Source organism: Lysinibacillus sp. G1-3, assembly GCF_056322905.1.
Genome location: NZ_JBWHYQ010000018.1, coordinates 77,568 through 100,171 on the forward strand (window position 1 = coordinate 77,568; position 22,604 = coordinate 100,171).

The 22,604-nt window shown below is 37.5% G+C and carries 20 protein-coding genes; 5 read left to right on the forward strand and 15 right to left on the reverse strand.

Annotated features, from left to right (window positions below; all coding sequences use genetic code 11):
- Positions 1 to 9: 9 nt before the first annotated feature.
- From ACVYAD_RS18995 to ACVYAD_RS19045, 11 genes are all read right to left on the reverse strand, one after another.
- A complete protein-coding gene (locus tag ACVYAD_RS18995) occupies positions 10 to 1,038 on the reverse strand; it encodes a cytochrome d ubiquinol oxidase subunit II (RefSeq protein WP_476427483.1) in 1,029 nt (342 codons plus the stop codon).
- Positions 1,035 to 2,378 carry a cytochrome ubiquinol oxidase subunit I gene (locus tag ACVYAD_RS19000; RefSeq protein WP_349661602.1) on the reverse strand — a complete coding sequence of 448 codons (1,344 nt, stop codon included), beginning with the start codon at positions 2,376 to 2,378 and terminating at the stop codon, positions 1,035 to 1,037. Before ACVYAD_RS19000 ends, ACVYAD_RS18995 begins: the two co-directional genes overlap by 4 nt.
- A gap of 129 nt (positions 2,379 to 2,507) precedes the next feature.
- Complete coding sequence (locus ACVYAD_RS19005; RefSeq protein ID WP_476427484.1) at positions 2,508 to 3,284, reverse strand: sulfite exporter TauE/SafE family protein; 777 nt, start codon at positions 3,282 to 3,284, stop codon at positions 2,508 to 2,510.
- A gap of 352 nt (positions 3,285 to 3,636) precedes the next feature.
- Entirely contained in the window at positions 3,637 to 4,269 is a 633-nt protein-coding gene (locus tag ACVYAD_RS19010; RefSeq protein WP_197140389.1) for a response regulator, read from the reverse strand.
- The gene (locus tag ACVYAD_RS19015; RefSeq protein ID WP_349661605.1) at positions 4,266 to 5,297 is read right to left on the reverse strand and encodes a PAS domain-containing sensor histidine kinase; all 1,032 of its coding nucleotides are present in this window, start codon (positions 5,295 to 5,297) and stop codon (positions 4,266 to 4,268) included. Before ACVYAD_RS19015 ends, ACVYAD_RS19010 begins: the two co-directional genes overlap by 4 nt.
- Positions 5,298 to 5,584: 287 nt before the next feature.
- Complete coding sequence (locus ACVYAD_RS19020; protein ID WP_476427485.1) at positions 5,585 to 5,923, reverse strand: rhodanese-like domain-containing protein; 339 nt, start codon at positions 5,921 to 5,923, stop codon at positions 5,585 to 5,587.
- A 151-nt stretch (positions 5,924 to 6,074) separates the two neighbouring features.
- Entirely contained in the window at positions 6,075 to 7,481 is a 1,407-nt protein-coding gene (locus tag ACVYAD_RS19025) for an MBL fold metallo-hydrolase (protein ID WP_349661607.1), read from the reverse strand.
- Positions 7,482 to 7,500: 19 nt separating this feature from the next.
- Positions 7,501 to 8,064, reverse strand: coding sequence for a helical membrane plugin domain-containing protein (locus ACVYAD_RS19030; protein WP_476427486.1), 564 nt, complete (start codon positions 8,062 to 8,064; stop codon positions 7,501 to 7,503).
- 25 nt (positions 8,065 to 8,089) lie between these two features.
- Positions 8,090 to 9,283 carry an NAD(P)/FAD-dependent oxidoreductase gene (locus ACVYAD_RS19035; RefSeq protein WP_476427487.1) on the reverse strand — a complete coding sequence of 398 codons (1,194 nt, stop codon included), beginning with the start codon at positions 9,281 to 9,283 and terminating at the stop codon, positions 8,090 to 8,092.
- Between the two features lie 642 nt (positions 9,284 to 9,925).
- Positions 9,926 to 11,569, reverse strand: a complete 1,644-nt coding sequence (locus tag ACVYAD_RS19040; protein ID WP_476427488.1) for a sensor histidine kinase — start codon at positions 11,567 to 11,569, stop codon at positions 9,926 to 9,928.
- On the reverse strand, positions 11,566 to 12,267 hold the full coding sequence (locus tag ACVYAD_RS19045) for a response regulator transcription factor (RefSeq protein WP_349661611.1): 702 nt from the start codon (positions 12,265 to 12,267) through the stop codon (positions 11,566 to 11,568). The genes ACVYAD_RS19040 and ACVYAD_RS19045 overlap by 4 nt, the downstream gene beginning before the upstream one ends.
- 103 nt (positions 12,268 to 12,370) lie before the next feature.
- Here ACVYAD_RS19045 and ACVYAD_RS19050 point away from each other — a divergent pair, with 103 nt between their 5' ends.
- From ACVYAD_RS19050 to ACVYAD_RS19060, 3 genes are all read left to right on the forward strand, one after another.
- Positions 12,371 to 13,543, forward strand: a complete 1,173-nt coding sequence (locus ACVYAD_RS19050; protein WP_476427489.1) for a DUF418 domain-containing protein — start codon at positions 12,371 to 12,373, stop codon at positions 13,541 to 13,543.
- Between the two features lie 271 nt (positions 13,544 to 13,814).
- Entirely contained in the window at positions 13,815 to 14,369 is a 555-nt protein-coding gene (locus tag ACVYAD_RS19055; RefSeq protein ID WP_476427490.1) for an SLOG family protein, read from the forward strand.
- A gap of 391 nt (positions 14,370 to 14,760) precedes the next feature.
- On the forward strand, positions 14,761 to 15,075 hold the full coding sequence (locus ACVYAD_RS19060) for a hypothetical protein (protein ID WP_476427491.1): 315 nt from the start codon (positions 14,761 to 14,763) through the stop codon (positions 15,073 to 15,075).
- Between the two features lie 216 nt (positions 15,076 to 15,291).
- On the opposite strand, the gene ACVYAD_RS19065 is transcribed toward ACVYAD_RS19060, so the two are convergent.
- The 3 genes from ACVYAD_RS19065 to ACVYAD_RS19075 all read right to left on the reverse strand — a co-directional run bounded on the left by ACVYAD_RS19065 (position 15,292) and on the right by ACVYAD_RS19075 (position 19,126).
- Positions 15,292 to 16,620, reverse strand: a complete 1,329-nt coding sequence (locus ACVYAD_RS19065; RefSeq protein WP_349661637.1) for an L-cystine transporter — start codon at positions 16,618 to 16,620, stop codon at positions 15,292 to 15,294.
- Positions 16,621 to 17,310: 690 nt separating this feature from the next.
- Positions 17,311 to 18,267 (reverse strand): GGDEF domain-containing protein, encoded by a 957-nt coding sequence (locus ACVYAD_RS19070; protein WP_476427492.1) that lies wholly within the window; start codon positions 18,265 to 18,267, stop codon positions 17,311 to 17,313.
- Positions 18,227 to 19,126 (reverse strand): EAL domain-containing protein, encoded by a 900-nt coding sequence (locus ACVYAD_RS19075; protein WP_476427493.1) that lies wholly within the window; start codon positions 19,124 to 19,126, stop codon positions 18,227 to 18,229. The genes ACVYAD_RS19070 and ACVYAD_RS19075 overlap by 41 nt, the downstream gene beginning before the upstream one ends.
- A 340-nt stretch (positions 19,127 to 19,466) precedes the next feature.
- Between ACVYAD_RS19075 and ACVYAD_RS19080 the strand changes: the two genes are divergently transcribed.
- Both ACVYAD_RS19080 and ACVYAD_RS19085 read left to right on the forward strand, forming a co-directional pair.
- Positions 19,467 to 20,627 (forward strand): PucR family transcriptional regulator, encoded by a 1,161-nt coding sequence (locus ACVYAD_RS19080; protein ID WP_476427494.1) that lies wholly within the window; start codon positions 19,467 to 19,469, stop codon positions 20,625 to 20,627.
- A 102-nt stretch (positions 20,628 to 20,729) separates the two neighbouring features.
- A complete protein-coding gene (locus ACVYAD_RS19085) occupies positions 20,730 to 21,611 on the forward strand; it encodes a DMT family transporter (protein ID WP_476427495.1) in 882 nt (293 codons plus the stop codon).
- Positions 21,612 to 21,654: 43 nt separating this feature from the next.
- Here ACVYAD_RS19085 and ACVYAD_RS19090 read toward each other — a convergent pair whose 3' ends face one another.
- Positions 21,655 to 22,224, reverse strand: coding sequence for a YitT family protein (locus tag ACVYAD_RS19090; RefSeq protein WP_349661618.1), 570 nt, complete (start codon positions 22,222 to 22,224; stop codon positions 21,655 to 21,657).
- Positions 22,225 to 22,604 lie beyond the last annotated feature (380 nt).

The following is a 22,604-nucleotide window of genomic DNA, read 5'->3' on the forward strand; positions in this document are numbered from 1 at the left end:
TAATTCCCCCTACGCATGGTGATCATGTTTACCGCAAGCATAATCACGATCAAACACAAACCATTTCATTACTAAATATAGTGAAGGGATGAGTAGAACTAATCCTCCAACAAACGCTATCACTAATGCAATCGCCATTGTTTCATTTGTAAAGCTATCATAGACCGACAAATACGGATACAGTAAATACGGATAATGCGAAATACCATAGCCGAAAAATGCAAAGCCAAATTGGGCAACCATTAAAAAGACGGCTATGCCATAGTTTTTCTTTTTAAATAAAAGAATTAGTGTCAAAAGAAATAGCACACCTGAAATAGCGAAAAGCCACCACAGATTTAACATGTTTTCATAATGTTCAGGCACATGTACCTTTAACTCCACCATAATCCCTATTACACTTATCACGAGCGGTAAAGACCAACCGAGAGCATATTTTCTCATTAAATTAGAGGCATGTTCATCCCGCGCTCTTTTCCCATACCATGTTAAGAAAACAGCCGAAATATACAAAACTGCCACTATACTTAATAGCACAATAGACCAAGTTAACGGATTCGTGAAAAGTTTAGCAATTTGTAAATGCGGTTCTTCATTGACAATTTTTACGAACCCTCCCTCAGATATCGTTAACACAATAGAAAGGGATGCAGGTATAAATAAACCAGTAATTCCGTACATCATTGTATAACCAATATGTCCACCTTTTTCGCTGTAGGATTCAAATGCATAATAACTCCCTCTAATTGCTATTAATATTAATGAGATACTGACTGGCACTAGCAAAATTGTGCCGTAATAATAAGCTGTTTGAGGAAAGAAACCTACCATTCCAACAAAGAAAAATACAAGGAAGACATTTGTAATTTCCCACACCGGGGATAAATAGCGCTTAATAACATTAGCTAGTATTTGGTCTTTACCAATCAAGACACTATACGCATTAAAGAAGCCCGCTCCAAAGTCTATGGACGCAACAATGACATAGCCAAATAGAAATAACCATAGTACTGAAATCCCTAATATTTCCAAGCTCATTGCCCTGCACATCCTTCCACTTGCTGATGTTCTTCAATTTCACGTTCAATCGGATTGTTACGGAACATACGGATAAGTACAATGATACTTCCTACCGCTAATACAATGTACAGCCCCGCAAATAGTATTAGCATCGTATCGACTTGGCCACTTGTTGTAGCACCTTCCGCCGTTTTCATATAACCACGCAGTATCCAAGGCTGACGCCCTACTTCCGCAAACCACCAGCCTGCCTCAACAGCAATAAGCGATAGTGGACCCCCTGCCACTACTATTCTCTTAAAACTTTTTGAAGAAATAAATTTCCATCCTCGCCACTTACCTAGCACATAAATAGCTGCAACGACAATTAGTAAAGTTCCGATCACTACCATGATGTCAAACAAATAATGGATATAGAGTGGCGGCTGTTCGTCCTCAGGAAATTGATCTAAACCTTTTACTTCTGCAAAAGGATTATTATGCGCCAATACACTCAATGCGTACGGTACTTTGATGGCATATTTCACCTCTTCCCCATCTAATACTCCAAATAGCACAAGCGAAGCATCTTCTTTTGTTTCAAAATGCCATTCAGCAGCAGCTAATTTTTCTGGTTGATATTCAGCTAAATACTTCCCGGAAAAATCACCTACAATCAGTGCTGCTAGCGAAAATACTAGTCCAAGTTTCAATAAAAGATGTAATGCTTTTTTGTGATACACATGCTTCGATCCTCGCAGCATACGATAAGCTGCAATAGAAGCTAATAAAAATGCAGACGTCATATAAGACGTTACTAATACATGCGCTACCTTCGTTGGCATTGCAGGATTTAGCATTGCTAGTACTGGTTGAATATTTACAAGCTCTCCATCTACAAGATCAAAGCCCTGCGGTGCATTCATAAATGCATTCACAATCGTAATAAAAACGGCCGACATAGAAGCACCAATAGCTACTGGGACCAATAATAATAGATGTCGCTTTGGATTTTTGAATCGATCCCATGTATATAAATAAAGCCCTAAGAATATAGCTTCAACAAAGAATGCGAATGTTTCCATAAACAATGGTAATGCGATTACCTGACCAGCCAACTCCATAAAGTTTGGCCATAATAGTGATAGCTGCAATCCTATCGCAGTACCAGTGACAACACCAATTGCCACAGTAATCACAAACCCTCTTGCCCATCTTCTCGCAAGTAATAAATAGTGTTCGTCATTATTTTTCAATCCAACCCATTGAGCAATCATGATCATTAAAGGTATACCGACGCCAATTGTTGCGTAAACGATATGGAATGACAATGTTAACTCTGTTAAGGCCCGACTCCACATTACAGCTGAATCATTCATTTCATTTCATCTCCTAGGTACCAAAAATTCTTCCAATAATTGAAAGAAACATTATCCCCGCTACTAAAAAACTTATAATTATTAGCTTTTTTTCATGTGATTTATAGACAACCACTTTTTGTTTTTTCATCATAATAGATCAACCCAAATTTTAATCGCTGTCGCCAAGATGAGTACGGCTAAAATACTTTGCAAAATTTTCGTATTCATTTTTTTACCTACTTTTGCCCCAAGAGGAGCCGCCAGTAAACTTGCCACTATCATAATACCTGCGGAATAGTACTCTACTTGTCCTGTCATTAACTTACCGATTGTTCCACCGATTGATGAGATAAACGTAATAGCTAAACTAGTAGCAATCGTCATGCGCGTTGGAATCCCGAGTACTACAAGCATAATCGGAACAAGCAAGAAACCACCTGCAGCACCAACGATCCCTGAGCCGATCCCAACAATAAATGCTAAAATTGCGGCTAACGGCTTGTTGAAGGTTACTTCCTTCATCGGCTTATCATCAATTAGTTTCCTAGGAATAAACATCATCACAGCTGCAATCAAGGCTAAAATCCCGTATACGACATTCACACCACTTTCAGATAAAAACTGTGATCCGTAGCTCCCGACAAAGCTACCAGCTAAAATGGCACCTCCCATATAAAGAATAAGGGGCTTATTAAGATAGCCACCCTTTCGATATGCCCAAACGCCTGCAATCGAAGCAAAAAACACTTGTACCGCACTAATACCTGAAACTTCATGTGCTGAAAATGCCACTAAGCCAAAAAGTGGTGGAATATATAGCAGCATTGGGTATTTAATGATTGAACCGCCTATTCCCAACATGCCGGACACAAAAGATCCAACGAATCCAATCAGGAAAATCACAATTATAAATGTTATATCCACTGTGCTTGCATCTCCTTTTATTTATGTGCCTTCAGTATAGTCCCACTGTAATTCCAGACATATAGGGGTTTTCCACTATTAGCTTTACTCACTGTGACAATATTGAAAATTATGTTTAAAAAATAAAAAAAGATCACTCATCATTCGAGTGATCCCAACTTGCTGACAAAAATAAATATAAAATGATGTGTATCAATAAACAAAGGTTGATTTTTACTCCGAGTTGGCGCCTCCCGCGGACTTGGCTTCAATCTATCCCGCAGGAGTCGCCACTTCAGCAGCTCCAAGAAAGCGCTAGTCGGAACGTAAATCCACCCCTCATGTTGCACCAGATCCTAACCACAATACGCTGTTACATATAGTTATTTGCAAGTCCATACTGAATAAGCTCAGCTTTATTACTTAAATCGAGTTTTTGCATAATATTTGATTTATGATTTTCAACCGTTTTACTACTGATATATAGTTGCCCAGCAATTTGGACATTCGTATATCCTAGAACTGTTAACCTCATTATTTCCTGCTCACGCACAGTTAAAATGCATTGTTCTTCATGCCCTTTATGTTCAAACAATTTATTAAGCTGCTCCTGTGGAATACCCACGTTATAATATATACGGCCACTATACACAGCGCGGATAGCCTCATAGAGAACTCCACCTTGACTATTTTTTAAAATATAGCCATGAGCTTCAACAGCAATCGCTTTTTGAATATAAGCAACTTCATTGTGCATTGTTAACATAATAATTTTCACGTTAGGCATTTGCTTATGAATCTCTTGAGTAGCCGTAAACCCATCTAACCCATTCGGAATGGATACGTCCATTAAAATGACATCCGGGTTTAATGATATTGCCTGAGTGATTGCTTCCGCTCCATCACCCGCTTCACCTACAACCTGGACATCTTTATAATTTTCCAATAAAAGTACAATCCCTTTACGGATTAGCACATGATCATCTACTACTAAAACACGAATCATCTAAAGTCATCCTTCCAATTAGGTACTTGAATGCTAATTTTAGTACCTTTATTGTGAGCCGAATTAATATTAAAAGATCCCCCTAATAGTGTAATTCGCTCCTCCATATGCTTTAAACCAAGCCCTTCTTTTTTCATGTACTGCAAATCAAACCCTACGCCATTATCTTCTATATAGAGTGATAAATTTGTAGCTTTCTTTTCGAGTCGAATGACGACTTTAGAGGCCTTTGCATATTTAGTAATATTGTGTAAAGCCTCCTGCACGACGCGATAAATATTGATTTCTACAGATGGATGACACCGTTCTTCAAAATCTGTTTCTAACGATATAGCAATATTAGGATGTACCTTTTGCACTGAATCGACAAGGGTGCTTAATGTAGGTGTAATCCCTAATTGATCTATACTATGGGGGCGAAGCTGATAGGAGTACAATTTAATATCATTCATTACTTGCTCTAGCTCATTGCGTACTTCTTCGATATACGTATTTAGTTTTTCATTGTCTTTGACATAAGATTCAACCGCCTGCAATGCAACAGATATTGTATATAATGATTGGCCAACGCCATCATGTAATTCTTGCGCAAGCCTTTTATGTTCTTCCTCTTTTGCCTCAATCAGCTTTTTAATAATCAGCTTTGAAATCCGAGCCTCTTCTTCCTTTAACTGAAGGGTCTGATCGCGCAACACAAGAAGAAACGCTTGCTCGTTACTGTCTGTATACATCAATGCCGTGCTCATTTCAACATCTATCTTACTACCATGATACGTCGGCATTTTCGATAAAAAATAAGGAACCTCATTATGCTCTATTAAATAACATGTATGTTCTTTTGGAGATTTTTGACGATTTTCGCAAAATGAACAAAAGGGCACTCGATCTCCTAATTCCCATCCCGATAACCGCTTCGCTGAGGGATTCATCATTAAAATTTCACGGTTTTGATTCATTATGATGATGCCATCTTGAATATATTGAAATATTTGCTGTAAATATTTATTTTTCAGCTGTTCTTTCTCCAAGCTAAACACACTCCTAGATCAATTATACCTCGGCATAATTCCGTCCGGAATCGGCTTTGTGCTTAGGCCTGCACGAGGGCCGACACGATGTCGGTCATTTCGGTAATGCCACAGGACGTGGCGTTTTTAGACTGAGTTCCTATATTTCGGATGTTTGGACGCCCGCTGAAAAGTGACTTAAAACCACATTCATCCCACCTATAGAGGTGGGAAACTTAAGCTGAAAGAAGTTAAAAAAGGCATGAAGCCTCCCTTTAAGTTTACTTGTTACTTCAGCATAATTGACCCTATACATTTTCTTCTATTAAGCTATAACTCCTCACTTCATGCCCCGCTTTCCGAATGATACGAACACTCATATTTTTTTCTAGCTGTGTTGATGCAATGATATGAAGTGGTTTTTTTGGTAGTTCATGCATGTGACGTACTAAATAAGCAATTGGTAAATTTAATGCATTTGGTGTAGGTGATTTATAAGAGTCATTATAATCACGTACATCCACTATAGCCATTCCCGCATTCAACTCTTGTAGTAAACACTCTTGTATTTGACGTACTGGGATATGCCGTTTATAAATAATTCTACCAATAATAAGAAGGAATATACTCAAACTTACAATAATCATTTTTTAACCCCTTTTACCGAGAAAAAAGGTTGTCTAAATCCGTTTAGCATTTCATTGACGAATCTCATAACGCCTTACCAAACCTTATAAGCAAAGAAAAATAGCAGACTAGGATCACTAGTATGCTATTTTTCTTTTAGAACAACCTCATTTATTTAGTCACTACCTCTTGTTGCCAAGCCATATAGCCACCCGTTAAATTTACAATGTCGTGAATGCCGTTTGCTTTTAGCACACTTACAGCAATTGCAGAACGAGCACCACCTTGGCATTGAACAACAATTTTTTTAGTAGTTTGCAATTCATCTAAACGTCTAGCTAGCGTACCAACCATAATATGTTGAGCATTTTCAATATGCCCTGCATCATATTCTGTTTGATTGCGCACATCAAGCACATGAACTTTTTCACTTTCAATGAACGACTTTGCTTCTAAAGGAGTTATATTTTCATAACTGTCTAGAGAAGTAGCCTCTTCCAATACTTTCATCACATCTCCATAACCAACAACATTGTCGATACCGATAGAACGTAATGCTATTAAAATATCATCTAGTTGGGAAGGATTAATTAATAAATATAACGGTTTTGTATAATCTACTAACCAACCAGCCCAATTGGTCAATGAATTATTGTAAGGGATATTTAGTGTACCTGCGATAAATCCTTGTGAGAAATCTTCCGCCGATCTAGTATCAATCACTTGCTTCCCATCCGCAAGAAGTTGAGTAATCTCTTCATAGTTTGACACTGCCTTTACTGGTGGTAAGTTCTTAAGAAGTTCTATCCCTACTTTATTGACACGCTTCATAACAGCGAAATAATAAGGAGGTTCCGGCTGACCATCTAGTAATGCGTCAACAAATTTTTGTTCATCATCAAACTGCATAGCCCAGTTGAATTGCTTCTCATACCCAACTGTTGAAGATGGCACAGCGCCTAATGCTTTACCACAAGCGCTACCCGCTCCATGAGCTGGCCATATCTGCATATAATCTGGTAAAGCCTTAAAACGTTCTAATGATTTAAACATCGCTTTAGCACCAGATAATGATGTACCCTGAATACCAGCAGCCTTTTCTAACAAGTCAGGGCGTCCAATATCACCTACAAAGACAAAGTCACCTGTAAAAATCCCCATCGGCTTATCTGCTACACCGCCACGATCCGTTAATAAGAAGGAGATACTTTCTGGCGTATGTCCTGGTGTGTGCATGACTTTGAAAATAAGATTACCTATAGAAAATTCATCACCATCTTTTAATAATTGATGAGGAATTCCTTCAAGATTTTGATACTTCCAATCAGCATCCCCTTCGTCGGAAATATACATCGTTGTTCCAACACGGTCTGCTAACTCACGAGACCCCGCTACAAAATCGGCATGGATATGTGTTTCTAACGCACCAACAATTTGCATCTTTTCTTTTTCTGCTAATGCAAGATAGGGCTCAATATTACGCATCGGGTCAACAATGACCATTTCACCTTTCGCCTGACATCCCACAACATAAGAAGCGTGCGCTAATTTTTCATCGTAAAAATATCGTAATAACATGTGTAAAACTCCCCTTTACTCAGTTTTTTTCTTTTAAAATATCTAGTGCAGATTGAACATAATTAAGTGTTTTTTGAACAGAAGGATCTTTCGTCCATTTAATAATTGAAAAAACATTGATATGTTGAGGCTTCTCTTCTGCTCTTTGCTGTACCATTTTGAAGAACTCCATACCTGTCTTACCTTTTTCGACATAGGGATCGGTATAGCTCTTTAAGTTATTCATTGTATATTCTGTCGTTTGTTTATCCTGAAGTACCGCTGCACCAAAATCAATGATGTTTTCTAACTGATGAATGATTTGAACAAGCTTTGGCAACTTCTCCATCAGCTGAACAATAGCTGTTATCGTTTCTGAGCCTACATTATAAGTAGAGACAAATTGCTCGTATCTATCTATCGTCTTGTCATCAGTTAGTACTGCTTTTCCAAAACCCACAACATTTTCTGCTGATTCTATCGTTTGCTCTACATTCGGTAATTTTTCCAATAAGCGCTGTAAAGAGTCTCGAACTTCTGGCTTCTCAAGCGTTTCGATTATTTGATATAATTCCTTGCTCATACTTACCGTAGCATTAGCCATGCTTGTCGCCTCCCTTCATTCGTAATTACATAGTGCCTTTCAACATCCCATCCCAATACATAACAGGTAGTAAATCCTTTTTCATGAAATACATACTGGATCTTTCCACCGCCTGGTTGAAGGGCATAGATTCAACAGGTTCTTTATTGTAATCAAACTCCGCCAATATCAGTTTGTTGTAGCCTGTTACAATTGGGCAAGAAGAGTAGCCGTCATACGTTTGCGTCATTGGCTGTTGTCTCATTAAAGCAATAAGATTTTGTGCAACGACAGGAGCTTGCTTGCGTATAGCTGCACCCGTTTTGGATGTTGGTAGATTAGCGTTATCTCCTATTCCAAACACATTGCTATACTTTTTATGTTGCAAAGTAAACTTGTCGACATCTACCCAGCCACATTCGTCCGCTAAAGCACTCGTCCGTATAAATTCGGGTGAACACATATAAGGTGTCACGTGAATCATGTCGTATTTAATTTCTTCTAATGTGCCTGTATCTAAATTTTCAAAAATAGCTATTTTTTCTTCAGTCTTAATTTCAATTAAATTACGACGGAATCGAGCATCAATCTTTTTCCGTTCTATTACCTTTTCAAGTGCTTCACGATATTTCAAAACATCGAAAATCGCTGGATTGGCCGAACCAAAAATAACGTTAATATTGTCACGAACATTGACTCTATTAAAATGGTCTTCTGCTAAATGCATAATTTTTTGTGGAGCACCGCCACATTTTACCGGAGAGTTTGGATGTGTAAATAACGCTGTCCCTTCTTTAAAATTACGGATTGTTTCCCACGTATAATCCACATGCTTAAAAGAATAATTACTACATACACTTTTAGTCCCCAATGCCTCTTTCAGCCCTTTAATAGCACCCCAGTTAATTTCTATCCCACCAGCAACTACTAAAAAATCATACGTGTATGTTGTACCACCTAGTGTTATTACCTGGTTTTGACTGGGGTCAAAACTACTAACAGCCTCTTTTAACCAAACAGCTCCTTCAGGGATAACAGAAAGCATCTCACGTTCAGAGTCCCACTTATTTGCCGCACCCCCTCCCACCAATGTCCAGAGTGGTTGATAGTAATGTTTTTCCGCAGGATCTATGATGGCAATCTCCCCTTGAAGTGAATGAGATTGACGAAGTAAGCGTGCCGCTACTGAAATACCAGCAGTTCCTCCTCCAACGATGACTACTTTAAAAGAAGTCTTCATGTGTGCATCCTCCTTATCATGCTGTCTTTCGTATACAACTTTTACACCTTAATAATAGTTTTAAGAGAGGGCCGTTCATATAGGGGTAATCCCCTAAAAAATTACACTCCAATGTTCAATATCACAAAAAGGGCAGTACAAGGTGAATGTTTCATCACTTGTACTGCCCTAAATAACAGTGCTTTACTTTACTTCTTTAATTAAAAACTAGCCATCTCCATAATGTGGAGTTGATTTCCGTTCCGACTGGGCGCTTTGTTGTTGCTGTCGCTTCGCTTTCGCACAGATAAAACATTTGTAGCTGCCGCTTTGCTTTCGCTACAGAAAACATTTGTTGTTGCTGTCGCTTCGCTTTCGCACAGATAAAACATTTGCTGCCGCTTCGCTTTCGCGCAGAGCAGAGCTTCCTGGAGGCGTCCGATGAGCCGCTTGGGGCAACAGATGTTTTTTTGCGCGAAAGCGTAGTGCTAACGTAGCGACAGCGGCACGATGTTGGTCACGAAGGTGTTATCACAGGATGTGATGGTTTTAGCCTTCGTTCCTTTATTGCTGATCCCCAAGGCGTCGCCCAGCCTCCACTCCACTCAACTTATATACTTGCATTCATTTTCACAACCGCCCTAACTTTGAGGCCAAAAACTACTACTTACATTTAAACTTTAATATAAAAACTGTACCTTCCGCTCCTGATTGGACCCTAATGGTACCCCCATGTAAATCAATTAACTGCTTAGTAATAGCCAATCCTAGACCTGTACCCGTTGTATCGTCTGTAGTATTTGTACCTCGATAATATCGCTCAAAGAGGTTATCAAGCTCCTCTTGAGGAATTCCCGGACCTTGGTCGGCAATTGTCAGCATAATTTCCTTGCCTATATTTTGCGCTTCTACGTTCACCTTAGTACCGTCAGGCGTATACTTTTTAGCATTGGTTATAAGATTATCCAAAATACGCTTTAATAAAAGCTCGTCCGCTTCAAGCATGACATCACCATAAACCTTTACAGACACTTGCTCATCTGCAAATTGAGGTAACCAGACAGCGAGTGGTATCAACACTTTTTCAAGCTGGATCGCTCTATTTTTTAATTGGTACGTATATGTTAAGTCTCGTATAAGGGCATCCATGTACGTTGCCTTCTCCTGCATCGTAGTTGCAAAGACGCGCATTTCTTCCTTCGTCCACTCATAGTCCTCAGAAGCAAGCATTGTTGAATAACCATAAATAGAGCTTAACGGTGTCTTTAAGTCATGCGATAAGCCTGTTATCCATTCCTCACGTAATTGCTCCGCATGTTTAATCTGTCTTTCATTAGAGGAGAGGCGCTTTGATAAATTATTAATCGATTCATCAACTGGCTCAAATAATTTAAATTTCCTTTTTAACTTCCCTGTCTTCAGATGATGGATACTTTTATCTATTACTTTACTGTAGTCGAATTGAGCTAGTAGCTCGATACGAGATATGACATAAACAAGTGGGCGAACAAATTGACGGGAAATGCTAACCGATAAAAAAATAATTCCTATTAACAATATAATATGTCCACCAAAGAAGATGGAGATAAATAAAAGCATCGCTTTATTAAAGGGCTCGTCAAACGGCTTATACGCTGGGTTGGGCATACGTACAACTAGTGTCGATCCATCCTCTAAAAAAGCATTTCGCGTAAGCTCTTTGTACTCAAAAATATCGTAGTTTTCTTCGAGCAATTGAGGCTTATGAAGTTTTTTATAGCGCTCACCAATGACTTCTACACGATCCCACTGCTCATTATAGATTTCAACCGATACCTTCTTATTCTGTAAACGCTGGAGCAGTTCAGAAGGAATCTCTCCTTTATCCTTCCACTCCTGAACTACTTCCTCAAAAAACGGTTGGACAGGTAAAGCCGGGAGGAATAATAAATGGTATTTTGGAATCTCCCATGTGTGCATTCCCGGCCGTTTAAGAGCCATTATTTCGTTATCTGGCATTCCACATAGTTCACAAGTTTCTCCCGTGTAATCAACAATGTCCATCGATCGATTGAACAAATATAATTGCCCTAAGTTCTCCTCTGCTCGCTTCACTAAATAATCAGCAATCTTAATGGAATCCCCTTTTTCTACGACAGCATCATCTTTAATTTCAGAGGAAGACATTATATGAATATCGTCACCGACATGACGATTGATAAAGATTGCGAAAAACACCAAACTTATAATAAAGCCTGTAATGATTAGTAAATAAAAAACGATGAAATAAGACACAAAACGAAGAGTTAATCTTCTAGCTGGCTTCATGAATGAACATCTCCAACAAGCTTATAACCAATCCCCCTCACAGTAATAATGCAGGTTGGTTTACCAGGTTTCTTCTCTATTTTTTCACGGAGTTTTCGAATATGTACCATCACGGTATTGTCATCAAACAAACAGTCACCCCATACACGCTCGTAAATTTGCTCCTTCGATAATACTTGCCCCGCATTTTCACATAAGTATTTCAATAGATGAAATAACCTACCGCTAATAATTTCCTTTGTGCCATTTACAGTTACCTCTGCTGCATCGATATCGAATGTAAACCGACTACATGAAAATATATGACTTTCTGGCACATCTTTTTTCTTTACATATCTTGTCAGTTGCACCTTAACCCTCGCAACAAGCTCTAGCGGATTAAATGGCTTCGTAATATAATCGTCTGCGCCATTCATAAAACCACGAAGCTTATCTGCATCACTACCTTTTGCAGTTAAAAAGAATATAGGTGCTTCACTTTGCTCTCGAATCATATTCGCCATATCCAGTCCACTACCATCCGGAAGCATAATATCTAATAGATAAAAATCAAACACTAGCGTTTCCATTTTCTTTTTTGCTTCTTGAACAGTTTCGCAGAGTGTAATGTTTAAAAAACCTTCTTTTCTTAATATAATTTCAATCATTTCTGCAATTGCCCGTTCGTCCTCTAATACTAAAATTGACACGTCTTGCATGCTATCACCTTCTTTTAAGAATATTTTAAGGTAGCCATCATTTCACCATAAGCTTTACCAACTACACTATGTATAAGATAACCAATTAAGGAGATAAAACGCAATGACAACTAAACGTGTTACCTTCATAGATACAATGCGTGGGTTTAGCTTATTCGGCATCTTAATGGCAAATTTGCTGATTTTCCAATTTGGCATGTATGGCAAAGATGAACTAAAAGATCTTTCCGCTCTCGATAATGGAGCCCTGTATTTTGTAAAAATCTTTATAGAAGGTTCATTTATGCCGATCTTCACCATTTTATTTGGCTTCTCTCTTATTAAACTTATAGAGTCTATTCGTAGAAAAAAAGATAAGAGTCGCTGGTCCATTTTACGCCGTGCAACTGGGTTAATAGCCTTAGGTTTACTACATTCAACCCTTTTATGGGACGGGGATATTCTATTTGCCTACGGCTTAATGATATTGTTTTTAATCCCATTCATTAATCGTAAACCAAAAACTTTATTTATTTGGGCTGGCATCTTCTTATTACTTATTACTAGCCTATCATTTGGTTCCGTAGAAGAAACTAAAAAAGAACAGAAAGAACTAGCAACCTATGTAGAGAAAGCCGACCATGTATACGCTAATGGAAGTTACTTAGATATTTATGATTTCCGTGCAAATACTCCACTCCCAGGCATGGATGATGCAGGCTTAGTCTTTTTCTTTTTACTTTTTCTCGCACCAATGGTTACCGCTTCATTGACACTTTTCGGCATGGGGCTCGCTAAAAAGCAAGCTTTTGTGAATATGGACGACGAAAAGAAATGGTATAAGCTTGGCGCTCTGCTTGTGCCAATAGGGCTAGCTTGTAAAAGTCTAAGTTTTATAGAAAGCAATTTTTCTGGCATGTTGATGACAGGTGGATCTGAATTATTAGCAGTTGGCTATGTCTGCCTTGCAGCTTTACTATATAAAACTCGCACTGTACAACGTCTCGCTCCCGCTTTTGAAAGTGTCGGTAAATTATCTTTAACCAATTATCTAATGCAAACCATCATTTGTACAACAGTATTTTATGGATATGGTCTAGGCTTATACGGCAAGTTAGGCGTTTTTGGCGGTATTTTATTTGGAATCGTCGTGTATAGCTTGCAATGTGTTTTCAGCCTTGCCTATTTCAAGAAATTTAAACGTGGACCATTCGAAACCATACTACGTATATGGACGAATTGGTCTTGGAACGGACAGATTAAAACAAAACAGAAAGGAAGTACTTTACATGAATAGCGACTATAAAGAGGACTTTACTGATACATGGTGGTTTTTAGGAATCTGTACTGCTGTTGCTGTAGTTTTAACACTGTTTGCGTTTTAATATAGCAAGGCAGTAAGTAATGCTGTTTTCTTTCCCCTTCACACGTTTTGATTAATCGGTCCTTCCGAGCTGTTAATAGATCAATTAACTATCATCTTTACAACAACCTATAGAAATTCGTTTTCAAATGCCTCCTACTGTATACTATGATTACACATACTATACAGCTTAGGGGGCGTTTTTTTGCTAGAGCGAATTATTATTACTGGCTATAGACCACATGAATTAGGCATCTTTAATGACAAGCACCCTGGCATTGCCATCATAAAAAAAGCACTCGAAAACCGTCTTCGTCTATTGATAGACGAAGGTTTAGAATGGGTCATTATTAGTGGTCAGCAAGGTGTCGAAACATGGGGTGCCGAGGTTGTTCTTATGTTAAAAAGAGAATTTCCTCATTTAAAATATTCTATTATCACTCCTTTTTTAGAGCAGGAGAAAAATTGGCAGGACCATAAAAAAGAAAAATATCAAGCATTAGTAGCACAAGCAGACTTTGTGACGAGCGTTACGAAAAAGCCATACGAGGCGCCATGGCAATTTATCGAAAAAGATAAGTTCATTATCCAAAATACAGATGGTCTGCTGCTAATTTATGACGAAGAAAACGAAGGCTCCCCGAAGTATATGAAACGTCTAGCAGAAAAATATATGGAGACACACGATTATTCACTTTTAATGATTACCGCTTATGATTTACAAGTAGTAGCAGAAGAAATACAGCAACAAGATTGGTAAGCAAAATATTGATATAATTTTCTGATAACTATATAATTGAACTATATTAGTCATAAACTTATGGATCATCACAATAGTGTGTGGTTGATTCCCGTTCCGACCGGGCGCTTTGTCGCTGTCGCCTTGCTTTCGCACAGATAAAACATTTGTTGTTGCTGTCGCTTTGCTTTCGCACAGAGCAAAGCTTCCTAGGGGGCGTCGGGGCAACAGGATGTTGGTCACGAAGGCGTCATCACAGGATATGATGCTTTTAGCCTTTGTTCCTCTATCGCTGATCCGCAAGGAGTCGCCCAGTCTCCACTCCAATCAACTTATATAAAAAATGGTATTCCTTTTTCACGCCTTCTTTTCTACCCTTCAGTGCTAATTTCTAAAAAGGAGCTGCTAACATTTGAGTAAAAAAATCGAAATGGTTCTTGAGTCGTCGCCGGTGAACGTTTCTCATGATACGTACCGCAGAGAATGCAAATATACACGTGGGATTCATATTGAAGCACAAGAATTTCAAGCAATTTTGGATGCAATGTGTCCCGATTCTCGCTTGTATTTTGATTTCCATAATCCACGCAAAGAGATTAAAAAGGGAACATATTTAAATGGACACTCTGGGTTAGCACGTAATATTTATAATTACTATAAAACAAATCACAACATTGAACTGACCAAGCTTATTAACGGTAAAGATTTTTATGTAAAAATCATATAATGAGATGAATAGATTCCTTATCATTAAAGTGGGCTGTTACTTACATAACACCCCACTTTTTTCGGATATAAAAAGAGCTACTCTCAATTGAGAGTAGCTCTTTGTCTTCATTCAGCAAATGTTTTCTATAGCGAAAGCGAAGCGTCAGCGGCATATGTTTAACTGCGCGAAAGCGAAGCGTCAGCGGCATATGTTTTCTGTAATGAAATTGACTTTTTATAAATCCGACACTTGAGCACCTAGTTCTTTATCATTGTACATTTCAGTGTCCAATTCTTTTGTAATACGTGCAGTTGTGACACCCGCAGTCATTGAACCACTTACATTAAGAGCTGTACGACCCATGTCGATTAATGGTTCAACAGAAATTAATATACCTGCAAGTGCAATTGGTAAATCAAGTGCTGATAATACAAGAATGGCTGCGAATGTCGCACCACCACCGACACCAGCTACACCAAATGAGCTGACTGCTACTACTGCAATTACAGTAATGATAAACATTGGATCAAGTGGATTAATCCCAACTGTCGGTGCAATCATAATCGCTAGCATTGCAGGATAAACACCAGCACAGCCATTTTGACCAATAGATAAACCAAATGAGCCTGAGAAGTTCGCAATACCTTCTGGTACGCCAAGACGGCCTGTTTGTGTTTTAATGTTCATCGGTAAGGCACCTGCACTTGAACGTGAAGTGAAGGCAAACAATAATGTTTCTGCAGATTTTTTTAAATACGTAAATGGATTTAAACCACTTAAAGTAAGAATCAATAAGTGTACTAATAACACGATAAATAATGCTACATACGACGCAATAACAAACTTACCTAGATTATAAATTGCTCCGAAATCAGATGTTGCAACTGTACGCGCCATAATTGCTAAAATACCATATGGTGTTAAACGTAAGACAATTGTTACAACGCCCATTACTAATGCATAGATTGCATCTAAGCCTTTTTTAATAGTCGCTGCTGTGTCTTCATCTTTACGTGCTACACGTAAGTAAGCAAAACCTAAAAACGCTGAAAAAATAACAACAGCGATTGTTGATGTAGAACGAGCACCTGTTAAATCTAAGAATGGGTTTGCTGGGAATAGCTCAATAATTTGTGTTGGTAAATCCGGTGCAGTTAATCCAGAAGTTTTCTCCTCTAAATATGCCCCACGCTCTTCCTCTGCAGCGCCTTGCATAATATGAGAAGCATCTAAATCAAACACTGTTGCTGAAAAAATACCGACAGCAGCTGAAACAGCAGTTGTACCGATTAAAATGACTAAAATCAGAGCTGCCATTTTCCCGAAGTTTTTACCAACCTTCATTTTCGTAAAGGCTATTAAGATGGAAATGAAAATTAATGGCATTGCAACCATTTGTAGCAATTTAACGTAGCCAGTACCAATAATATTGTACCAACTTGTTGTTTTTGCTAAAACATCAGAATCAATACCATATATTAAATGCAACCCAAGACCAAGTACAATACCTAAGCCTAGCGCAGTAAATACACGATTTGAAAACTTAACGTGCTTTTTATTCATATAAAATAATATTCCAACGAACACGAGTAACACGGCAACGTTAAGAATAATTTGTAATGTAGACAATGGACAGCCTCCTAAGAAGTTTAATTATAATGTAAATCGAATTATATACCTATAATCCCTATAATTCAAGTATGTTTTATTAAGATTGATAATTTCCTATTATGCATGACTTTTCTCTTTTGATTATGCCCTAAAAATCGAATTTAATTATTTTAGTTAAACATAAACCTTTTTGAGCAATTAAGATAAAAGGCTTTTTCATAGAAAATCGCATGAAAGAAGTTAAACAAAGGCTTCGCTGGATTTAAGGGAGATGTTTTGAGGCATTCGGAGCAAATGTAAATGCTTCTATAAAATAAGGGATTCAAGCTATGATTACTGCTACAATTTCTTATTTCATTTTATATTTTAGTCAACAATGCCGAAGTTGGTGACAAAATATATGCTGCTGTATGGCAGCCTGTGACGGATATTAACGTTACAAGTATGTTGTGTGTTCTTCGTTAGGTTTTTACAAGCATATACCCTGAAATGCGATTGCACCTGAACTTGTGGAAGGCTTTACCGAAACAATGACAAACGTCAATCCATTTGGTAATCAGCAATCTTACTGCGGTGTTCAACTGATTCTGGCTGAAGTGCTTACTAGGAATGTTCTAAAGATAAAAAACCTACTGCGTGCATTTAATGAACGCAGTAGGTTTCCTTTGTATTGTCATTTATGAGGTAACAGCTTCCCGAAATATTTTTACATTGTTTTTTCACACGTGTCACTGCATCTGACAATTGGTCTACTGATTCAAATTGCTGATGTTGATTAGTAATAACAGCAATGGATAGCGTAGTACAAGATAATGGCCCTAATTCACCAGCTCTATTTTGTACTTGTAAGTATGTTAAATCCTCTACATCATAAAAGCTTAAAATAGATGCATCAAACTCATCAATAATTCTTTGACAGATTACAGCAGACTCATAGTGTGGAAGAATCGCAACAAAATCATCTCCACCAATATGTCCTAAAAAATCTTCTGTTCCCACTATATTTCTTTTCAAAACATCTGTTAAATACAGTAAAATCTTGTCTCCTTTATTAAAACCGTACGTATCATTGTATGATTTAAAATGATCTAAATCAAAATATATTAAACTAAATTGCGGTAGCTGTAATGCTTCCTCTAGCTTTTCATCAATTAATTTATTGCCAGGAAGACTACTTAATGGATTTAAAAAGCTAGCAATAGCTACTTGTGTGTCTACGAGCTTTAGCAGTAACTCCCGAATACTTACTACACCGTAATATAAGTCATCCCTTGTTACAATCACATCATCATATAAATCCTCTGGAGGTCTAGACATTGCTAATGTACTGACCTCTGTTATAGGTATGTTGCGATCTACAATTAAAGGATTTTCTTTAATAATCAGCTGATTATGCCGTCCTATAAATAAATTATAGCCATAGCGTGTACCAATCTTTTGATAGAAATGTGTACGCGTAATATGCCCAATTGGTTTGTCATCTCGAACAACAACAACACTACGTAATAACGGATTGCTTATAAAAAGTAAATCCACATCTTTATTTTTCACAAATTCATCAATACAAGGAACGTTTTCTATGACTTCCCCTATCTTCATGGTCACCCATCCTTATTTTTCCTAAATGTATTTCCTTTGCGGGTTTCCCTATCGCATAACCTTGCGCGTAGTGGATTCCAATAGTATGTAAATAATGAAGCTCTTCCTGGCGTTCAATACCTTCTGCAATAATTTTCGTCTTCGCCTGCTCCGCGTATCTCATCAGCAAGGTAACAAGCTGCTGCTGCTCCCTGTTTTTATCAATAAATTGTATTAAAGAACGGTCTAGTTTAATAAATTCTGGCTTTAAGTAAATAAGCGTTTTCAAGCTATTATAGCCTGAGCCCACATCATCCACTGCAATTCGATATCCCTGTGATCGATAATGAGATAATACACGTTCAAACTCTACAAAATCTACCACTGCACTACGTTCAGTTAGCTCAAACACTACTTGCTGTGGTCTTATGCCAAGCTCCTTTAATAGCTGCAAGGTTTCACCACTATGGTAGTTCTTATCTAGTAACACATTAGGATGTATATTTACGAATACTAAAAAATCTCTATTTATCCATTCTTCGTGCAGTCGTTCTTTGAAACGCTGTAATGAAAGATTACGACAAAAGCATTCAAATAAAAATACACAGTCCGTTTGCCCAACAAATTCATAAAACTGATCGACGCTATTAAACAATTTCGAAGGCTCCGGACGGTTTAGTGCCTCAAAACCAACTGTCTGCCTCGTCTGTAAATCAATGATAGGTTGAAAAAAAGTATGTAAATTCTTGTCTTGAATAATTTGCTTCAATGCTTTTAAACGTTTTATATAGAGCGTATTGTTTTGATGCTGCCCGTAGAAATATTTTAAATAAGAAAATAAATTACTCGTTTTTATGCTTTGTCTCACAACAGACTCCATTCTCGCACCTCTTAAATCGGTTATTAGGATCTATTGTACGCTTTTATTGTAAAAACACTGTGAATTTCATGTAAAAATAGATGTCTCTAGCACTAGATTTCCTTTTCAATAGCTTGCATCACCTTATAAAAATAAGCTTTTTTGATCATTTGATAGAGTTGTATAAATTTAGGGCGTAGAGAAGGCAGGTCGAGCAAAGGTTAGTGGTTTTAATCAGCGATTCGCATCGCCCTATCAGGTATTTCACTGTACATTCATGATACTAATAGTATTTTACTGACAAGTACTTTTATAATAAGTAATAGAAACTCAATCATAGGAAAGGTTGCTTGATATTGTAATGAACATAGAGAACTTTTTACAACTGCCTATAACAAAAGAATTTACAGTCGTTGCTGGTCGTAACGGTTTACATAAACCCGTTCAAAATGTTGAAATTCTAGACTTTGAATTTTCACCCGATATTCAAACGGTGAGAGAAGCGATTTTCACACCGAATAGTGTTGTGTTAAGCAGTTTATTATTCGCAAAGCACAAGCCAGAGTATTTACGGAATGCCGTGAAAAGCCTTATTGAGCTGGGGGCAAGTGCTTTAGCTTATAAACCTGTCATCTATGAGGATTTACCAGAAGAAGTGTTAGTCTATGCAGACGAACAAAATTTTCCGATCTTACGATTTGGTGGAGATGAATTTTTTGAAAAGATTATTTTAGAAACGATGGCCTATGCAAAAACACAGGATTATTCGTTCTTTTTAGATACGATTATGCGACGTCTCATGGAGGATGAAGTAACTGATGAACAAATAAAGTCTATTTTACAGCAAATTAATAAGCCCTTCGACAAGTATGTATTTGTTGCTAACATTCAATCGCAAAACCATGAAAATAGCCAATGGATGCACTCTCTTTTTCAATTAGAGCCTCTATTGAAATTTGGTATGATTTGTACCTACAAAAAGAGTCTCTTTATTGTAATGACCCATTCATCACAGCAATTTCAATTTGAAAAACTTCTCAATGAATGGTTAACGATGTACACCATCTCGACGAATTCATTGACCTTTGGCTATAGTCGTTGTCACATAACACAATCAGAATTCCCTATTGCTGTTCGTGAAGCCTTTTATGCACGTATGATGGCTGAAATTGAATCGGCTTCTATATGTCATTATGAGAACCTCGCTTCCGATTGGTTATTAATTGAATTGCATCGTAAAGATGCTACATTTGCTATGGACTATGTAAATAGCTATCTTGGTCCCCTACTTGAGGAAAAGATTGATCCGGATTTAATGAAAACAGCAATCACCTATGTTGTAAAAAAAGGAAATATTAAAGAAGTAGCCGTTGCTCATTTCTGCCATCCAAACACAATCCGTTATCGCATGTCTAAAATACGTCAGCTAGTAGCACCTTTAGAAAATGATTATGTTTTTTATGAGCGTATAGCTGCAGCCGTTAAATTGTACTTATTACACAGCAAAGTGAATGTCGAATGACAGCTTTGGAATAAGTACAAAAAAACGCCTGAATTTTTAGAATTAAAATCAAACTATTTTCTTCCATCTCATGCTATTCTATTGAAGTTAGGAGGGAGAATGATGAAACAATACATAGCTGACGGTATGCTATTAGTCACTGCAATCGTTTGGGGTAGCGGATTTGTAATAACAGCTATTGCATTGGAATATTTAACAGCCTATCAAGTAATGGCAGGTAGATTTTTATTAGCCTCGATTATACTGACAGTCTTATTTGGATCTAGATTAAAAAAAGCTTCTAAATCTGTTATCTGGAAAGGTATTTTATTAGGGACCATTTTGTATATTGCCTTCGCCCTTCAAACAGTAGGGCTTCAATATACAACACCATCTAAAAATGCATTTTTAACTGCTGTCAATGTCATTATTGTTCCATTAATTGCGTTTGCGGTTTACAAGCGTCGTATAGATGGCTATGAAATTATCGGTTCAATAATAGCTATTGTCGGTATCGGTTTTCTATCTCTACAAGGCTCACTAACAATGAATATCGGAGATGCGCTTTCCTTAGCTTGCGCTGTCGCCTTTGCCTTTGATATTTTTTGTACAAACCTATTTGTCCAAAAAGAAGATGCCATTGCCCTGACGATCATCCAATTTCTCACAGCATCATTTTTAGGTGTTTTGGTCATTGTCGGTCTAGGCGATATCCCAACTACTCTTGAAAAAGAAGCCATTTATTCGATTATTTATTTAGCCATTTTTTCAACGACTCTTGCCTATCTTTTTCAAAATGTGGCGAATCAATATACGTCTGCTACAAAGGCAGCTATTATCCTATCTACAGAATCCTTCTTCGGCATGGTGCTATCCGTTATATTCTTACATGAGGTATTAACAAGCCGTATGGTCATAGGGGCTGTCATGATTTTACTCGCCATATTAATAGCAGAAGTAAAGCCTGCTCATCCGAAAAAACGAATGATGAAGAGCTCACGATAACGAATTTCAAAATAGTTTCAGTGCTACTGAAGCTATTTTTTTATTAAACACGACTAGTCATGATACTTGTAGTAATCCCTACGACTAAAATTGTAATAATGGAAAGCCATAATGTACTAGTAGATAAAAGCAGTCCCCCTACGACAATGACTATGGAATCGATTATAAAAATAAGGATTCCGACGTTAACTCCAGTCTTTTCACTTAAAAATTGTGCAATCAAATCTGTACCACCAGTGCTTGTCTGAAATCTAAGCATCAAACCTACACCAAAACCCATAAGTACCCCTCCAAAAATGGCGCTATAGAGGGCATCTACTTGAATAAAATTCCGAACAGATTTTAGCAAATCAATACTAAGAGAAGATGCTAATAATCCATGTATACTATTGTAAAAATACGCTCTATATTTATACCAAGAAATAATAAAAATAGGGATGCTAATAATGATAATCATTAAACCTATTTTAAGGTTATATAAATAATGTAAAATAAGCGCTATCCCTACAACACCCCCATCTAAAATTTGATAAGGCGTTAAGAATAGATTAATCCCTAATGATATCGCGACACTTCCTATAAGAATGACTAAGCCTTTCGTAAAAAAATACATACAACACCCCTTCGAGACTTGCATGTTTTTATAGTATGAAAGAATCGATTTGAACATGTTATTGTTCACGTCAGTCGGTGTAATCATATTAATATTTTTTATCGAGCCCAGTCGCTAAATTCCTCTATAAATTGTGTGAATACAAAAAATGGATCGTCACCAAAACGTGTGGTTGATTTCCGTTCCGACTTGCCGCTTTCGCGCAGATAAAACGTTTGCCGCTGTCGCTTCGCTTTCGCGCAGAAAACATTTGTTGTTGGTCACGAAGGCATTATCACAGGACGTGATGCATTTAGCCTTCGTTCCTCTATTACTGATCCCCAAGGAGTCGCCCAGTCGTAACGAAGATCCACTTATTTACCTAATAGACGTTTTAACAA

Excerpts from the sequence above, each read along its gene's own strand:
- ACVYAD_RS19010 (WP_197140389.1), bottom strand. The coding sequence starts at position 4,269 with ATGATTCGTGTTTTAGTAGTAGATGATCATGTGCTAATCCGTAAAGGG.
- ACVYAD_RS19075 (WP_476427493.1), bottom strand. The coding sequence starts at position 19,126 with ATGGAGTCTGTTGTGAGACAAAGCATAAAAACGAGTAATTTATTTTCT.
- ACVYAD_RS19070 (WP_476427492.1), bottom strand. The coding sequence starts at position 18,267 with ATGAAGATAGGGGAAGTCATAGAAAACGTTCCTTGTATTGATGAATTT.
- ACVYAD_RS19065 (WP_349661637.1), bottom strand. The coding sequence starts at position 16,620 with ATGAATAAAAAGCACGTTAAGTTTTCAAATCGTGTATTTACTGCGCTA.
- ACVYAD_RS19020 (WP_476427485.1), bottom strand. The coding sequence starts at position 5,923 with ATGATTATTGTAAGTTTGAGTATATTCCTTCTTATTATTGGTAGAATT.
- ACVYAD_RS19085 (WP_476427495.1), top strand. The coding sequence starts at position 20,730 with ATGAAACAATACATAGCTGACGGTATGCTATTAGTCACTGCAATCGTT.
- ACVYAD_RS19045 (WP_349661611.1), bottom strand. The coding sequence starts at position 12,267 with ATGCAAGACGTGTCAATTTTAGTATTAGAGGACGAACGGGCAATTGCA.
- ACVYAD_RS19080 (WP_476427494.1), top strand. The coding sequence starts at position 19,467 with ATGAACATAGAGAACTTTTTACAACTGCCTATAACAAAAGAATTTACA.
- ACVYAD_RS19050 (WP_476427489.1), top strand. The coding sequence starts at position 12,371 with ATGACAACTAAACGTGTTACCTTCATAGATACAATGCGTGGGTTTAGC.
- ACVYAD_RS19030 (WP_476427486.1), bottom strand. The coding sequence starts at position 8,064 with ATGGCTAATGCTACGGTAAGTATGAGCAAGGAATTATATCAAATAATC.
- ACVYAD_RS19000 (WP_349661602.1), bottom strand. The coding sequence starts at position 2,378 with ATGAATGATTCAGCTGTAATGTGGAGTCGGGCCTTAACAGAGTTAACA.
- ACVYAD_RS19040 (WP_476427488.1), bottom strand. The coding sequence starts at position 11,569 with ATGAAGCCAGCTAGAAGATTAACTCTTCGTTTTGTGTCTTATTTCATC.
- ACVYAD_RS19090 (WP_349661618.1), bottom strand. The coding sequence starts at position 22,224 with ATGTATTTTTTTACGAAAGGCTTAGTCATTCTTATAGGAAGTGTCGCG.
- ACVYAD_RS19035 (WP_476427487.1), bottom strand. The coding sequence starts at position 9,283 with ATGAAGACTTCTTTTAAAGTAGTCATCGTTGGAGGAGGAACTGCTGGT.
- ACVYAD_RS19025 (WP_349661607.1), bottom strand. The coding sequence starts at position 7,481 with ATGTTATTACGATATTTTTACGATGAAAAATTAGCGCACGCTTCTTAT.
- ACVYAD_RS18995 (WP_476427483.1), bottom strand. The coding sequence starts at position 1,038 with ATGAGCTTGGAAATATTAGGGATTTCAGTACTATGGTTATTTCTATTT.